Origin of the sequence: Fibrobacter sp. (assembly GCF_045131395.1) — a bacterium.
In the GTDB taxonomy this organism is placed as follows: Bacteria; Fibrobacterota; Fibrobacteria; order Fibrobacterales; family Fibrobacteraceae; genus Fibrobacter.
In genome coordinates this window covers 486,429-502,035 of record NZ_JBGUQY010000046.1, presented here as the reverse complement: position 1 = coordinate 502,035, position 15,607 = coordinate 486,429, and the positions used below count along the sequence as shown (strand labels likewise).

Annotated in this window: 12 protein-coding genes and 1 tRNA gene; 6 read left to right on the top strand and 7 right to left on the bottom strand. The window is 52.1% G+C overall.

Going from position 1 to position 15,607, the window contains the following annotated elements; genetic code table 11:
- The first annotated feature begins 1 nt into the window (after window position 1).
- Together greA and ACJMNB_RS13345 are read left to right on the top strand one after the other, a co-directional pair.
- Window positions 2–469 carry a transcription elongation factor GreA gene (gene greA, locus ACJMNB_RS13350; RefSeq protein WP_405343305.1) on the top strand — a complete coding sequence of 156 codons (468 nt, stop codon included), beginning with the start codon at window positions 2–4 and terminating at the stop codon, window positions 467–469.
- The gene (locus tag ACJMNB_RS13345) at window positions 469–1,272 is read left to right on the top strand and encodes a TatD family hydrolase (protein ID WP_405343303.1); all 804 of its coding nucleotides are present in this window, start codon (window positions 469–471) and stop codon (window positions 1,270–1,272) included. Before greA ends, ACJMNB_RS13345 begins: the two co-directional genes overlap by 1 nt.
- Here ACJMNB_RS13345 and ACJMNB_RS13340 read toward each other — a convergent pair.
- From ACJMNB_RS13340 to ACJMNB_RS13325, 4 genes are all read right to left on the bottom strand, one after another.
- A complete protein-coding gene (locus ACJMNB_RS13340) occupies window positions 1,260–3,305 on the bottom strand; it encodes a putative bifunctional diguanylate cyclase/phosphodiesterase (protein WP_405343301.1) in 2,046 nt (681 codons plus the stop codon). The two genes, ACJMNB_RS13345 and ACJMNB_RS13340, sit on opposite strands and share 13 nt — an antisense overlap.
- Before the next feature lie 130 nt (window positions 3,306–3,435).
- Window positions 3,436–3,508: transfer RNA gene (locus tag ACJMNB_RS13335), tRNA-Glu, on the bottom strand.
- Between the two features lie 65 nt (window positions 3,509–3,573).
- Entirely contained in the window at window positions 3,574–5,526 is a 1,953-nt protein-coding gene (locus ACJMNB_RS13330; protein WP_405343299.1) for a peptidylprolyl isomerase, read from the bottom strand.
- Window positions 5,527–5,654: 128 nt separating this feature from the next.
- Window positions 5,655–6,647 (bottom strand): histidine phosphatase family protein, encoded by a 993-nt coding sequence (locus ACJMNB_RS13325; RefSeq protein ID WP_405343297.1) that lies wholly within the window; start codon window positions 6,645–6,647, stop codon window positions 5,655–5,657.
- A 205-nt stretch (window positions 6,648–6,852) separates the two neighbouring features.
- Here ACJMNB_RS13325 and nadB point away from each other — a divergent pair, with 205 nt between their 5' ends.
- From nadB to ACJMNB_RS13310, 3 genes are read left to right on the top strand one after another with little or no spacing between them, the layout of a single operon-like run.
- Window positions 6,853–8,439: an L-aspartate oxidase gene (nadB, locus tag ACJMNB_RS13320; protein ID WP_405343295.1), complete on the top strand. Its 1,587-nt coding sequence runs from the start codon at window positions 6,853–6,855 to the stop codon at window positions 8,437–8,439.
- Window positions 8,440–8,441: 2 nt separating this feature from the next.
- The gene (locus tag ACJMNB_RS13315) at window positions 8,442–9,506 is read left to right on the top strand and encodes a serine/threonine protein kinase (protein ID WP_405343293.1); all 1,065 of its coding nucleotides are present in this window, start codon (window positions 8,442–8,444) and stop codon (window positions 9,504–9,506) included.
- A gap of 21 nt (window positions 9,507–9,527) precedes the next feature.
- Window positions 9,528–10,193: a CvpA family protein gene (locus tag ACJMNB_RS13310; RefSeq protein ID WP_405343291.1), complete on the top strand. Its 666-nt coding sequence runs from the start codon at window positions 9,528–9,530 to the stop codon at window positions 10,191–10,193.
- 23 nt (window positions 10,194–10,216) lie between these two features.
- On the opposite strand, the gene ACJMNB_RS13305 is transcribed toward ACJMNB_RS13310, so the two are convergent.
- Window positions 10,217–11,470, bottom strand: a complete 1,254-nt coding sequence (locus ACJMNB_RS13305; protein ID WP_405343289.1) for an amidohydrolase — start codon at window positions 11,468–11,470, stop codon at window positions 10,217–10,219.
- Window positions 11,471–11,552: 82 nt separating this feature from the next.
- Between ACJMNB_RS13305 and ACJMNB_RS13300 the strand changes: the two genes are divergently transcribed.
- Window positions 11,553–12,551 (top strand): GGDEF domain-containing protein, encoded by a 999-nt coding sequence (locus tag ACJMNB_RS13300; protein ID WP_405343287.1) that lies wholly within the window; start codon window positions 11,553–11,555, stop codon window positions 12,549–12,551.
- A gap of 70 nt (window positions 12,552–12,621) precedes the next feature.
- Here ACJMNB_RS13300 and hisD read toward each other — a convergent pair whose 3' ends face one another.
- Entirely contained in the window at window positions 12,622–13,911 is a 1,290-nt protein-coding gene (gene hisD / locus ACJMNB_RS13295) for a histidinol dehydrogenase (protein ID WP_405343285.1), read from the bottom strand.
- Between the two features lie 3 nt (window positions 13,912–13,914).
- The gene (gene cimA / locus ACJMNB_RS13290) at window positions 13,915–15,606 is read right to left on the bottom strand and encodes a citramalate synthase (RefSeq protein WP_405343283.1); all 1,692 of its coding nucleotides are present in this window, start codon (window positions 15,604–15,606) and stop codon (window positions 13,915–13,917) included.
- Window position 15,607 lies beyond the last annotated feature (1 nt).

The window sequence follows — 15,607 nt, the reverse complement described above, 5'->3', positions numbered from 1 at the left end:
GATGAAACACTTGATTTCGAAAGAAGGTTTTGAAAAATTCAAGGCGGAATGGGAACACCTGAAATACGTGGAACGCCCCGCCATGATTAACCAGGTCCAGGCCGCCGCTGCCGAAGGTGACCGCAGCGAAAATGCCGCCTATACCTACGGCCGCATGCGCGTACGCGAAATCGACCGCAGGCTCCGCGAACTGGACCGCATCCTAGATGGCGCACAGGTAGTCGAATCCCAAGCATCCGATGACGGGACCGTTCGATTTGGCGCTACAGTCAAGATGAAAGACATCAAGACCAAACGGGAACGCACCTACAGCATCGTAGGCGAAAAGGAAATTGACCCGCTGCAGGGCCGCATCAGCATGAAATCTCCCGTTGGCGAAGCCCTGATGGGTAAAAAGAAGGGCGACCAGGTGCAAGTGCAGGCCCCCAAGGGGTTGATCACTTATGAAATTGTGGAAGTAAGCTACTAGTGTTCATCGATACCCACTGCCATATTGATTCTTACGAGCGACATGCCGGCGAAAATTTCGATGCGCTTCTGGCAAGGCTCCCCCACGACCCCGACGAAAATGTAAAATTGCCCGAGGCCTTTATCCATGTAGCCTGCGACCCCGCAGACTTTGAACAGGCCAAGGAACTTTCCGAAAAATACCCGAACGTGTACGCCGCCTACGGCATCCACCCGGAATACGTGGAAACCGAAACCGCCGAAGACGAAGCAAGGCTCGTTGAATTTCTAAAGCACCCCAAGTGCGTGGCCTGCGGTGAATTCGGACTGGATTACCATTACGGTGCCGAAACAAAAGCACAACAAGTCAAGCTTTTCGAGCGCCACCTGGAGCTCGGCCTCGCCTCTAAAAAGCCGCTGGTCTTGCACCTGCGCGAAGCCGATGACGACGCACTCGCCGTACTTCGCAACGCCAACTTAAGCGGCACCAACATCCATGTCCACTGCTTTACAGGCTCGCCCGAATTCTGCGCCCAAATGCTCGATCTCGGCACCCAAGGTGCCAACATCTTCGTGGGCTTCACGGGAATCGTGACCTTCAAGAACGCCCAGAACGTCCGCGACGCGGCAGCCCTCGTGCCGCTGGACCAGATGCTCCTGGAGACCGATGCCCCTTACATGGCGCCCGTCCCCTACCGCGGAAAGCCCTGCCACTCCGGCTACATTCCCTACATCGCTAAGGCCCTGGCCCAAGTAAAGCTATGCCCCGTAGAGGAACTCTACAGGGCCTGTCGAGAAAATACCTGTCGTTGTTACATGATATAATTATTCGTTCCCATCGTGCTTCTTTCGATCACGGGAATGTCATTTGCGGATGAATCCGCAACGGGAAGGTCCTTCGTGGCAATATAGTGCTGCTGCAAGTATTCGCGAGCATTTTCAGCCGAAAGAGGCTTGCTGAAAAAGAAGCCTTGAATGAGCTTACAGCCTTCGGCCTTCAAGAATTCAAGCTGGCTTTCCGTTTCAACGCCTTCAGCAATCAAATCCAGATTCATGGACTTTGCAATGCCAATCACCATGCGGGCAAAGGAGGCATCTTCTTCGTCGTCTGTCACATGGTCAATAAAGGACTTGTCCATCTTGAGGGTATGAATGGGGAAACGCTTGAGGTACGAAAGGCTGCTATAACCGGTACCGAAGTCATCAATGGAAATCTGGATACCCATGCTCGAAAGGGCGTTCATGAGCTTCACCGTCTTTTCGGCTTCGCACACGGCGGTATATTCGGTGATTTCCAGCTTCAGGTTTTTCGGATTCAAGTGGGTTTCTAAAAGTACCTGCTTGATATCGTCAATCATGTTGTCCAGGGCGAACTGCTTGGCCGAGAAGTTCACCGCCACCTGAATGTCGGTAAATCCCTGATCCACCCAGGATTTCGCCTGCGTGCAGGCCATTTTCAAGATCTGGGCACCCAGCGGAATAATAAGGCCCGTTTCTTCGGCAATGGGGATAAATTCAGCCGGCGAAATAAACTTGCTCTTGGACTGGTTCCAGCGCACAAGGGCCTCGAATGCCACAATGCGGTTGCCGTTGGTAATATCCACGATCGGCTGGTAGAACAGCACGAATTCCTGGGCCTGAATAGCCTTGCGGATATCGAATTCCAGCTTATAGAGCCTCATGGCCTTTTCACGGATACCGCCGCTAAAGAACTGGATTCCACCGTGGTTCACGCTCTTCTTCATTTCACGAAGGCTGGAGGTCACGTTGGCCATAATGTCTTCAACGCAGTCCACTTCGCGGTTCAGGGCCACCGCCATGGATACGCCAATGTAAAGTTCACGGCCTTCCAGCTGAATAGGCTGTTTCACCGCACTGTGAATACGGCGCACAATGGACTTCACATCGCTATCGTCATTCTTCTGGATGTCGTGGAGTACAATGGCAAATACGTCGGGGCCAATACGGGCAATGGTATCGCCTACGCGGCACTGGGCCTTGATACGGTCTGCCACCACGCGCAAGACGTTGTCGCCCACGTTAATGGAATAAGAGGTATTGATCGCCCCAAAGCGGTCAATATCCAAAAGCGCCACAGCGAACAGGTAATCCGGTCGCTGAAGCGCCATGTCCACATCAACTTTGAGCTTTTCCAAGAAGAACTTGCGGTTATACACACCCGTAAGGGCATCCTGGTATACGTAGTAGTAATTCTGCTTTTCCTGGGCCTGCTTGTCGGAATTTTCGTCCAGGGCACCCACGATACGGATGGGGTGACCGTCCTCGTTCAGCTGCACGTGGCCCGAAACCTGAAGCTTGGAATCTACGGCACCGTCCAGCAAAGATACGGTCAAGTTGAACTTTTCGCCGGTTTCCAGGGCCAGCTTCAGTTCGTCCTTAAAACGGAGCCAGTCGCTTTCTACAATACGTTCCTTGAGCAGGTCAAAGGAATCCTGGATGGGGCTGGACTGGGCCTGCAAAAGCTTAATGGCGCGTTTTGACCAGTAAACCTTGCCCGTAATGACGTCAAAAGTCCAGAATCCGTTGGAAGACACGTCCACCATCATCTGGAATAGCTCATCGCGCTCCATCAGGTCTTTCTTGAAGTCCCGAATAGGGGTGGGTGCAGGAGTCGGCGACGTAATTTCTACATCATCCCGCATGCGCTTACGGTTTCCGATGACCGGGAATCGGTACAGCACCGCAACAGTCACCAAGAAGAAATCCGCTAGGATATAGGGAACTGCCCAGATTAAATGCTCCCTCGTCGACAGAATTTCTGGAATAAAGGCAGCAAAAAAGACGCTTGCCAACACTAGCAAGAGTCTTAAAAATACTTTCTCATCAAATAATCTCATTTACCCACCCGTATGCGCCATAATATATAAATAAATTTTAACACTGTAACTAAAATTTTTATGTTTTTTTTGATAGGTGATGACTACAAAACAACAAAAAACGGATCCATTGGATCCGTTTTGCTTTTTATAGTGCCAAAGGGACTCGAACCCTTGTTACCGGCGTGAGAGGCCAGTGTCCTGGACCACTAGACGATGGCACCGAATTTCGCCATATTCAGCGAGCTTTTAAAGCGTCGCCAAATATAGCAAAGCGTCCAATTTCTGTCTAGTCTCTGTAGTAGAGGTCCAGATTGCTTTCCACGGCGGTGGAATTTTCGAGGTTGTTCACGAAATCGTTGAACAAGCTCATGGCAACGTAGCTGGAAGCATTGGCAATTTCGGTCTTGACAGCTGCGTTCACGGCTTCTTCTTCCGGAGCCTTCTTGGAAACAACCTTCACCATCACGGCACCGTTATCGGTGGCGACAGCAGAGGTCCATTCGCCCACCTTGGCACCTTCGAGGGCCTTGGCGAGGTGAGAGCTACCGTAACCGAAGCCCGGCACATAGCCATCCACCGAGGCGGTAACGGTTTCGATGTTCACCTTTTCAATCTTGTTGGCGGCAACAGCGGCAGAATCGGCAGCGCTATCAGCCGGAGCCCAAGCCTTCACCTTTTCGGCAACGGAGTTCAGGTAAACTTCGGCAGCGGTGGCAGCCTTGCTACGGAGCAGGGCGCTCTTGATGCTGTTGAAGTAGAGATCCAGGCTACGTTCGCCGGCCTTGAGGTCCTTCACCTTTTCAGCAACCACGACCCACTTGTTGTTCTTCATGATGGGAGAAACCTTGCTGATTTCGTCCGGCAGGTTTTCGTTGGGCCAAGCGTAAGCGGCAAGCCCCTTGAGGTAGCCGACGCCTTCGATGTTTTCGCCACGAGAAATCCAGTTAGAAGTATGGGTATCCAGGTTCTGTTCCTTGGCTGCTTCGGCAAAGGTCTTGCCAGCGTCCACAGAAGCCTTGACCTTGTTGAGGATGCCTTCGAGGCTATCGATGGTTTCAGAAGAAGCGTTCACGATCAAGAGGATGTGACCCACCTTGACGAGGTCAGCACCGGTAGAATCCTTGGACTTGCCGTAGCTCTTGATGATGTGGTAGCCAAAGCGGGTACGAACCGGTTCAGAAACGGCACCGGAATCGAGGCCGAAGGCCACGTCTTCAAATTCCTTCACATATACACCGCGACCCACATAGTCGTCGCTCAAGACGCCACCCTTTTCGGCAGTGGACTGATCTTCAGAAGAAATGCGAGCCATGTCTTCGAACGTGGTGGTCGAAGAGGAGTCGGTCAGCTGGTAGTAAAGAGTCATGGCGTATTCGCGAATGCGAGCATCGTCACCGGCAGTAGCTTCAACCGGGAGGTAGGCAAATTCAAACTGGGCCATGTCCTTCTTGACAAAGAAGCTGTCGCGATGGGCATTGTAGTAGCCGGCCACCATCACGCTATCGACGGCGCTATCTTCAATCTTGAAGTCTGCGTTAGAGGCAACTGCCACCTGCAGTTCGTAGTCAGTGAGACGGCGATTAACAGACCAGCCGGCTTCCAGGGAAGTCGGGTGAACAGAAGCGCCGACCAGCGCCTGCAGTTGGCGCATAGGAATGGTGTTGGTCTTCAGGTCTTCTTCGAACTGAAGCATCACGCCCCAGCGGAAAGCTTCGGGAGTCTTCAGCCATGCATCGTATTCATCCTTGTTGAAGGTAGAATCGGTGAGGAACTTCGGGAGACCGGCAATGTAGGCCTGGGTGCGCTGCATCAGGTCTTCCTGGCTGGTAGCCTGCTGCTGAATCAAGTACAGGCGACGCTGGGCTTCCTGCACCAAGCGGGCACGGACGGCATCCGGATTGCGGCTGAATTCAGATTCCAGTTCAGCGACCGAGGCGCTCAGTTCGGCATTTTCGAACTGTTCGTTCAAGAGAATCTGGCGAACAAAGCTGCGGAACACTTCGCTACGCAACTGGTTGTACTGTTCGTCTTCGAGGTGCTGACCCTGGTACTGGTTCTGCACAATATTCTTGATGCGGGAATCAAATTCGGCGTAAGTGATCTTCTTGTCGTTTACCACGCCCACCGGGTAGCTGTGTCCCTGATTCGGCACACGGTCCATGGCCAGAAGGCCCACCACGATACCCGCGGCAAAGATAACGATAATCCACTTGGCTTTTTCATTAATCCACGTTAACATAGAGAAGACTCCATTAAAATTTTGTCCGGCAAAATGTAGCAATAAAAAAGCAATGCCGGTCTAAAAAAAAAGAATTTGGGCGTAATTTAGCCCAAATCCCGTAACGATTTAAATTTTTTTATCAGAAATTACTCAATAGCGGAATCGAGACCCTTGATACCGATATAGCGGACCTCGTTTTTGCTATTCACGATGATGGCAACACCCACCAGGTAGTTTACCCACCATCTGCCCGGATTCTTATAGCGAATGACAGCCTGCTTCTGGGTACCATAGGCTGCAAGCGGCACGACAAATTCGTCGTGGCTGATAACCACCTTCACCTTGGGCATTTCGGCATAGTCCTTGATCAGGTAGGTATCGACAACTTCCTTGCCTCGGGCGTCCAGATCGTAGAACGCATCGGCATACATGTCGTCATAAAGCCACAAAGCCAGAATGGCGCTTGTATTGGTATCCTTCCCGGTAGCATCGACATAGGAATCGCGAAGGTCGGAATCCTTTACGAACCAGCCACCAGTCAGTTCAGCAATCGTATCGGAGACAAAGCTTTCATCGCAAACTTGAACCTGGCCACGGCCAAGGGCAATATTGCAAGCCGTTTCCTTGGTGCGCACATAAGCCGTGTGGGCGTATACGACATCGTCAGTGCTAGCAAGCTTCTGGCCCACCATCTGTGCCTGCAACCTGCCGTTATCGGTCAAGGGAGATTCTTTACCGACGCCAGATTCACGTTCAGCATGTCTCAGCACAAAGACCACCTTTTCGTCAGGGGCCACGGTGTGGTAAGCATTTGCAATATCGGCAAAACCAATGCTATCGAGAACCAGTTCTTCCGGGACAAAAGGAACATCGTTGTTTGCTTCTGCAGAACTGGTCGGTTCCGGTTCTTCCGAAGCCGAAGACAGCGTAGGATCAGACGAACCCTGGTTCGGGTCTTTCTGATTACCGGGAGCCTGGCCGTTGTTTGCAGGGTCCGTATTATCAACAGATGCCGTAGAAGACGACGAAAGTTCAGTGTTAGGAGCGGGGGTCGGATCCGGAGCCGAAGAGCTGTCCGAGGAGCAAGCCACCCAGAAGAAAGAAGGGATAGCAAGGAGAGTCAATAATTTCTTTTTCATAGAGGTAATTATATATTATTTGACCCATTTCTGCTACTCCCCTCAAAGCAAGATTTTATTTACAAAATTGTAATAAAGTCCGGTGTGCGATAGAACACGTAGCGGCAATAACAGATGGAGCTAAGCCAAATAAAAGTAGTCGGAAGGACTCATTTTTTCTATCTATTAAGCGTTCAAAAACAATGTTTAGCAACGGAGCTCCGTCATGTACGATATTTTGGTCCTTGGTGCAGGCATTTCCGGTTTGAGCGCGGCAATCCACGCAGCGGAAAAAGGCCTTTCGGTAGTCATTCTCACTAAGGGAGCAAAACCGGACGGATCATCAAACTACGCACAGGGCGGCATCGCCACCGTTACCGAAAAGACAGACAAGTTCAAGTTCCATATCGACGACACCCTGGAAGCAGGCGCCGGCCTCTGCAAAAAGGAACCGGTGAACATCTTGACCAAGAGCGGCCCGGCTACTATCCAGCAGCTGGTCAAATGGGGCGTGCAGTTCACCCCCTCCCCCGCCGACAAGACACAGTTCGACTTGCACCTGGAAGGCGGCCACAGCCACCACCGCATTTTGCACGCAGCAGACCTTACGGGTAAAGAAATCATGCGTGCACTCCTTTGCGAACTGCACAAGCACAAGAATATTCACTACATCGAAAACTGCTACATCAAGGATTTGATTTGCAAGGGCGAAGGCAAGAGCAAGCGCTGCGTCGGTGCAAAGATTATCCATCAAAAGACAGGCCTCGTAGAAAACCTGTACGCCAAAGCATCGATCCTTTCTACCGGTGGCGCAGGCCGTATTTGGCAGTACACCGTTTGTCCCCACGACAGCTGTGGCGACGGCATGGCAATCGCAGCACGTGCTGGTGCCGCCCTGCAGGATATCGAATTCATGCAGTTCCACCCCACAAGCCTCTATGCTCCGAGCCTCAAGAAGCCTTTCCTGATTTCGGAAGCGGTGCGCGGCTTCGGCGGAATCTTGAAAAACGACAAGGGAGAAGAATTCATGAACCAGGTGCACCCGCTGCACTCCCTGGCCCCCCGCGATATCGTGGCCCGCGCCATCCACAGCGAAATGCAGCGCTTGGGCAAGCCCAACATGTTCATTGACCTTTCGGGCCGCACGCCGAAAGACATCAAGAGCCACTTCCCCAACATTTACGCCAAGTGCCTCGAAGCAGGCATCGACATCACCAAGCAATGGATTCCGGTGGTGCCCGCCGCACATTACATGTGCGGAGGCGTACTGGTCGACACTTGGTCCAGGACCGAAATCAAGGGCCTGTACGCCTGCGGCGAAGTCGCCGCTACGGGCGTCCACGGCGCAAACCGCCTGGCATCGAACTCCCTTCTGGAAAGCGTCGTTTACGCCATTCGCGCCGTCGACAACATTTGCGAAAGCGGACTGACCAAGGAAAAAATCACCGTTTCTAAATCCAGCAAGACCGAAAAGGTCTCCTTCGCCAAGGCCGCCTACTGGCGCAAGCGCAAGAAGATTCTGCAAGACATGATGTGGACTCACTGCGGTATCGTACGTACCGTGGCAGGCCTGAACCAGGGCCTGAAAGTCATCGAAGACTTGGAAAAGGATATCGATGCTGCCATCAAGAACAAGGAAACAGAAAACCTGCATTACCTTGAATTCTTGAACGCCCTTCAGGTATCCAAGATGATTCTGATTGCAGCGCTGCACCGCAAGGAATCCCGCGGACTGCACTACATTCTGGACTACCCCAATCTGGATCCGAAGACGAAGCACCACACGATTTACTTGGACGGAATGAATAAGTAAGAATGTCCGAAGCGAAGAATACAAAGCCCACAAAGATAGGCGGATACACGCCGACGCAGGAACTGGGTTCCGGCGCCATGGGCCAGCTGTGGCTCTGCCACGACAAGTCCCTGGACCGCATGGTGGTGGTCAAGCAAATGCAGCAGGATATCGAAGACAGCGATACCAACGTCCGCCGCTTTATGCAAGAGGGCAACATTCTCGCCCACTTGAACCATCCGGCCATTACCAAGCCCTACGCCCTGTGGAAAGAAAAGGACGGCAAGCTTTCACTGTCCATGGAATTCGTCCATGGACTTACGCTCCGACAGATTCTCGACAAGGTTCCGCAGCCCCCTCTCTGGGTGGTATTGAACATCCTTCACGAGATTCTTTGCGCCCTGGGAGAAGCTCACCGCAAAGGAATCGTACATCGCGACCTGAAACCCGCCAATATCATGGTGGACAACGACGGCCGCGTACACCTGCTGGACTTCGGCATCGCCCATACCGAGAACCCGCTCAAGTTCAACAAGGGCGAAGACGCCGAACGTTTGACACAGACGGGAGCCATTCTCGGCACCATTACCTACATGAGCCCCGAACAAACCGTAGGCGAAGAAGCAACTCCCGCTTCGGACTTGTTCGCCATCGGCATTATCGCCAGCGAAATGCTCATGGGGCAAAACATTTTCCGCGGAACCAGCTTTAGCGACACCCTTCAAAGAATCCAGAAGCTCCGCGTGACAGAGAAGGCCTTCTCCAAGGAACTCCCCCGCCGCCTGAGAAAGCTGATTGAAAAGATGCTCCAGAAGGATCCCCGCAAACGGCCCCTCACCGCATTCGACGCCGCCGAACAGATTTCCCTAGTCATGCGGAACTACCCCCGCGATATGGTTCCTTACATGGCCATGTGGATTTTTGCCATCAAGGATTCTATCAAGCAAAAGACTGAATCCATCGACGAAACGCTTTATACCGAGCCCCCGGTCTACCCGACTCATACCAAGTTCCTTCTATTCAAGGGATTTTGCATGGGCGCCTTGGCCGGATCCTTAATTTGTTTTTTGATTACACGATTTACCTAAAACCAGATTAAAACAAATTCTATGAACGCAATTGATATAGTCTGCCTCGTAATCATCCTTCTCTTAATGCTGCTTGGACTGTGGCACGGTTTTTTCCGTGGAATCTTTCGCTTGATTGCCTGGGCGGCAGGCATTGCCGGAGCCTATTTTGCATGCGGCCTGTTAGCAGATTTTATTTCCGGCTTATTACAAACTAGCGCATTCTCTACAAAGTTAATCTGCATGTGCATCGGCTTCCTCGTTCCTTTCTTGCTCTTCCTGTTCATCGGGCATTTTCTGCAGCACATTACTGCAGGCACCACCGTGGGCAAGGCAGACCGAGTCCTGGGAGGAATTTTCGGAGTCATCAAGGCCCTGCTCATCTGCTTTGTACTGCTGACGATTTTGCACCTGTTCCCCTTCGGCGGTATTATTCCCGAAACCCGGGACAACGCCTTCGCATACTCCGCCTACAAGGCATCCATCGAAATGATGGGCTATTCTTCGGAACCAGTAGATATTCTTGACGTTGCCGAAAAGAAGGCCAGTGAAGTTGTCAAGAACGCTACGGACAAGGCTGCAGAAAAGGCCTCCGAAGCGGCAAAGGAAGCCGCCGACAAGGCAGTCGATGCCGCTAAGGGCGCTGCCAAGAATGCGGCCCAAAAAGCAGTCAAGGAAGCGGCTGACAAGATTTCTGAAAGCAAATAAATTCGGAACGGAAAAACTTTGGCTTAGCGAGAAGCTATTTCAAGGGCGCAGGCGTTCGCTTCTTTCACGATATCTTCTTCGCCATCCACATGGCGGTTACGCATCACGAATTTTCCATTACAGATAACCGAATGAATGGCGCTACTGTCGGCAGCGTACACCCAGTTACTTTCCAGGTTATGCAACGGATTGAGCCTTTCGTTCTTTAAGTCTAGCAACAAGGCATCCGCCAAGAAGCCTTCGCTGATAACGCCCGCAGGAACATTAAAGGCCATCGCTACGTGGGCAGTCGCCATATTCAACACTTCGCCGGCAGGCAACGCATCGGCGCGACCGTTCGCCTTCGCTAGTAGCGATACCAGCTTCATGTCCTCATGCATGTCGAGGTTGTTGTTGGAAGATGCACCGTCGGTACCGATACCGAGCAAGATGCCGGCATCCATCATCTGGTTAATCTTCGGAACGCCACTGCCCAGTTTCAAGTTCGAACAAGGATTCAGAATAGCAGCGGAACCAGCATCAGCCATGAGCGACATATCGTTCTGTGTCAAATGGACACAGTGAGCTGCTACCAGGTTGTCATCCAGAACTCCATAGCGGTCCAAAAGTTCCACAGGCGTACAACCATATTGCTTTTTGCAGTCACGAACTTCCTTGATCGTTTCGGACAAATGCGTATGCAAGACCAACCCTTCTTCGTGAGCAACCTTGGCACAACGTTTAAAGAGTTTCTCGCCCACCAAATAAATGGAGTGCGGCATTACCACAAGCTTCACGCGTTCCGATTCATGGCAATGATTACGGATAAACTTCATGTTCTCTTCGATACGACCCGAAGTGCCCAAGTTTTCGGCAATAGTCACACCAATGGAAGCACGAATACCCATTTCTTCAACCACCTTCATGGTGTGTTCGCGATGCCAGTACATATCGGCAAAAAACACCGTGCCCGACTTAATCATCTCAAGCACCGCTAGGCGAGAGCCAATTTCAATATCCTTTGCCGTAAGTTTCGCTTCAAAAGGCCAGATATATTCCGTAAGCCATTGCTGCAGCGGCATGTCGTCGGCATAGCCTCGCAAAAGGGTCATGGCGGCATGAGTATGTCCATTGTAAAACGGAGGAACAATCGCCAATCCATCGCAATTTACCACCTCGGCCTTGTCCCAATCACGTTCCGTAAGGGGGCGTCCAACCTTGGCAAATTTTTTTCCAGAAATCAAAATATCTTGTTTTTTACCCTGAAATAGTACAGATTGGAGTATCAACTTAGCCATAAAAACCCGCTTTTTTCAATTTTTCGCCTAAAAATATAATTTATAAAAAACTATTTGACCTTTTTTTGTATATAATTATGGTATGAGCAACTGTGAATTGGAAACATTGCCCATATCCAGGGCAGAATTTCAGCGACAGGAAATCTTCAAGAATGTCGCTTTTGAAAGCTTGGCAGGATACCTGTTGGGCTGTAAAACGGTTTACCCGACACCGGGCTCTCTGCTTATTGACCCAGACCAACCCCAAAGACGTCTCTACGTTCTTTTGGAAGGCCTGATGGAGGTTCAAGTAGAATCTCAAGGCGGCACCTTCAAGAGCGACATTCATCCGGGACACTGTGCCGGTGAAATGTCCATTTTCGAAAACGTGAAGCCCAGCGCCAAGGTTTACGCAAAAGAAAACTGCAAGGTCCTGATTATCGAGGCAGACACCGCACTGGCCATGCTCAACGCCTCTCACGATTTGTGCCTAAACTTCTTGCAGATCTTAAGCCACCGTATACGCAACAGTAACAAGGTGGTCTGCGAAGAAGAATACCACATCCGCTGTATCGAAGAAAACGCAAAGGTGGACGCCCTCACGGGCCTGCATAACCGTCGCTGGCTCGAAGAAATGTACACGCGTGAGCTGAACCGTAGCAATGCAGGCGACCTGCACCTTTCGGCGTTCATGCTGGATATCGACCACTTTAAGAATATCAACGATACCTACGGTCACTTAGTTGGTGACCAAGTGCTCATCGCTGTAGCCAAGGCAATACTCAAGTGCCTGCGCCCAACCGATATGCCCGTGCGCTACGGCGGCGAAGAATTCACCATATTCTTGCCGGGAACAAGCGTAGAAAATGCAAAGATTGTGGGCGAAAGAATTCGCGCATGCATCGAGGCCATGAAAATCCCGGTTCACAAGAGTAAAGACACCCTATCTGTTACCATAAGCGTCGGCTTTACCGAACGCAAGAAAGAAGACACCGTCGAAGCGATTATCAAACGTGCCGACGATGCTCTTTACCACGCCAAGCAATCAGGCCGAAATCGAGTATGCCTGAACCTTGGCGACGGCTCTATGTTTTTGTTTTAAATAGCCCGATAGGCTAGCAATAAAAAAGGCTCCTCGAACGAGGAACCTTTCGTTTTAAATGTAACTACGATTACAGGCGCTTCAGCACCGCGGCTGCGTGGTGGATAAAGCCTTCTTCGGTAGCCACGGCAGCGATTGCCTTCGCATTCTTCTTGATGGCCTTTTCGCTGTAGCGGATGATGCTCATGCGCTTGAGGAAGTCATAAACACCGAGGGGGCTGAAGAAGCGACCCGTACCGTTCGTGGGGAGCACGTGGTTCGGGCCTGCAAAGTAGTCGCCCACCGGTTCGCTAGACCACGGACCGATAAAGACGGCACCAGCGTTTTCGATCTGAACAGCCATGGATTCGGCTTCGGCAGTCATCACTTCCAAGTGTTCCGGAGCAATGCGGTTGGCGATTTCTACACCGTCGAACCAGTCCTTCACCACCAAGATGCGACCGAAGTTGTCCAGCACCTTCTGGAGCAGTTCGCGCTTCGGGGAATTTTCGACCTGCACGTCAACGCAAGCAGAAATCATCTGGGCGGTTTCCATGTTGTCTGTAATGCAGATAGCAGCTTCAAAACCGGAACCGTGTTCGGCCTGACTCAAGAGGTCTGCTGCCACAAAGTCCGGATCGCAGGTATTGTCAGCCATTACCAGCACTTCGCTGGGGCCAGCCACCATGTCGATATCGACGATGCCGAAGACTTCCTTCTTGGCGATTGCGGCAAACACGTTACCCGGGCCCACAATCTTGTCGACGCGTTCCACGACCGTCTTGCCCTTGGCGTCCTTGGCACCATAAGCAAGCAGGCCGATAGCCTGAGCGCCACCGATATGGTAAACTTCATCGATACCGAGTTCCTGCAGCACGAAGGCCACGGCACGGTTGATTTCGCCCTTAATCGGGGTCACCACTACGATATCCTGAACACCAGCCACCAGAGCCGGAACAGCATTCATAATCACGGTGCTCGGGTAAATGCCTGCACCACCCGGCACGTAGAGACCCACGCGCTTCATGGGGCGGATGCGCTGCCCCAGCACGACGCCATCGGCACCTTCCATGAGCCAAGATTCTTCCATCTGGTTCTTGTGGAAGTCGCGAACGTTCTTGATAGCCTGCTTCAGGGCCTTCTGGAGATCCTTGGGGCACTTGGCAGCGGACTTTGCAATGGCAGACGACGGCACGCGAATGTTCTTAGCCTTCAGGCCATCAAACTTCTGGGCGTATTCGGTAGCCTTGGCGATACCGCCCTTCTTGATGTCGGCAAGGATCTGCATCACCTTGTCATGGATTTCTCTGGACGGAGCGACTTCGCGGCCGCAGATGCGTTCAATTTCAGCAGATTTCGGAGTAACTTTTACGATTTGCATAGACTAAATTCCTGCGGCACGCTTCACTTGTCGCTTGGTTAATTTCTTAGGCTTGGCAGGAGCAGATTCTTCTTTTGCCTTGGCCGGTTCAACCGGTTTCACGTCCAGATGTTTGTAGGCTCCTTCAATGACCTTGTTGTCCACCAGAATCTTGTAGGTCAGGCCGTCAACGAAAGCCATCCAGGAGGCCTCGATGATGTTGCTCGAAACGCCGACCACATTCCAGTAGCCCTTTTCGTCGCCGAAAGTCGTCCACACGCGAACGGTTGCGTCAGAGGCCACCTTGGAACCCAGCACGCGAACCTTATAGTCGTCCAGCTTCACCTTCGCCATGTTCGGGAAGAACGGCAAGAGAGCCTTGCGGAGTGCGGCATCCAAAGCGTTCACCGGGCCGTCACCTTCGCTCACCTGATGGCTGATCTTGTCGCCAATCTGGAGCTTGACAGTCGCCTGGGAAACAGAAACTCCCTGCGGAGTCTTGTCTTCGATGACGCGGTAATTCAGCACCTTGAACGGTTCCTTGACCATGCCCAAGTGACGGTACACGAGCATCTTGAAGCTTGCTTCGGCACTGTCGAAATGCCAGCCCGCGTTCTCGCGTTCCTTGATCAAAGAAAGCAGGCTCGCCACCACCGGGTCCTTCTTGTCGATGCCCGGCTTGATAGCCTTCAGCTTTTCCACCACGAGAGAGCCACCGGCCTGGTCGCTGGTCACAAACACACGGTCATTACCCACGGCATGGGGGTCGACATGTTCAAAACTACGAGAGACCTTCATGACGCCATCGATGTGAGCGCCACCCTTGTGTGCAAAGGCAGCATCGCCAACGTAAGGGGCGTGAGCATCGCTGGGAAGGTTCACAATCTGGTCCACATTGCTGCTCAACTGACGGAGGCGAGCAATCTTTTTAGCGGCAAAGAACTTGGCACCCATTTTGAAATGGAGGTCGGCGGCAATGGTCGTAAGGTTTGCGTTACCGCAACGTTCGCCGTAACCATTCACCACACCCTGAACCATGGTTGCACCGCTCTTCACGGCGTAAATGCTGTTGCACACGCCAAGACCGGCATCGTTATGTACATGGATACCGATAGGCGTAGACACGTGCTTCTTCACGTCCTTCACGATTTCTTCCAGTTCCCAAGGCATGGTGCCGCCATTGGTATCGCAAAGCACGATAAAATCGGCATGGCCCAGTTCTGCAGCCCTCAGGGTTTCCAGGGCATACTGGGGGTTGGCCTTGTAGCCGTCAAAGAAATGTTCCGCATCGTAAATCACCTCTTCGGAATGTTCCTTGAGGTATGCCACAGAAGACTCGATCATGTCGAGGTTTTCTTCGAGAGTCGTGCGGATAACGTCGGTGACGTGCAGGTCCCAGCTCTTGCCGAAAATCGTCTTCACCGGTGCACCGGACTTTACAAGAGCCTGCAACAGCGGGTCCTTCTCGGGGAGCACCTTGGGGCGACGGGTAGAACCGAAGGCCGCAATCTTCGCATGCTTCAGCTTGACATCCTTAATCTTCTGGAAGAATTCTTCGTCGGTAGGGTTGCTGGGGTTCGGCCAGCCGCCTTCGATGTAGTCAAAGCCGAAATGGTCCAGAATGCGCGCAATCTGCAACTTGTCTGCAAGAGAAAGGCTGATTTTACGGTCCTGGTTACCGTCGCGGAGAGTCGTGTCGTACAAAAAAACTTTCATG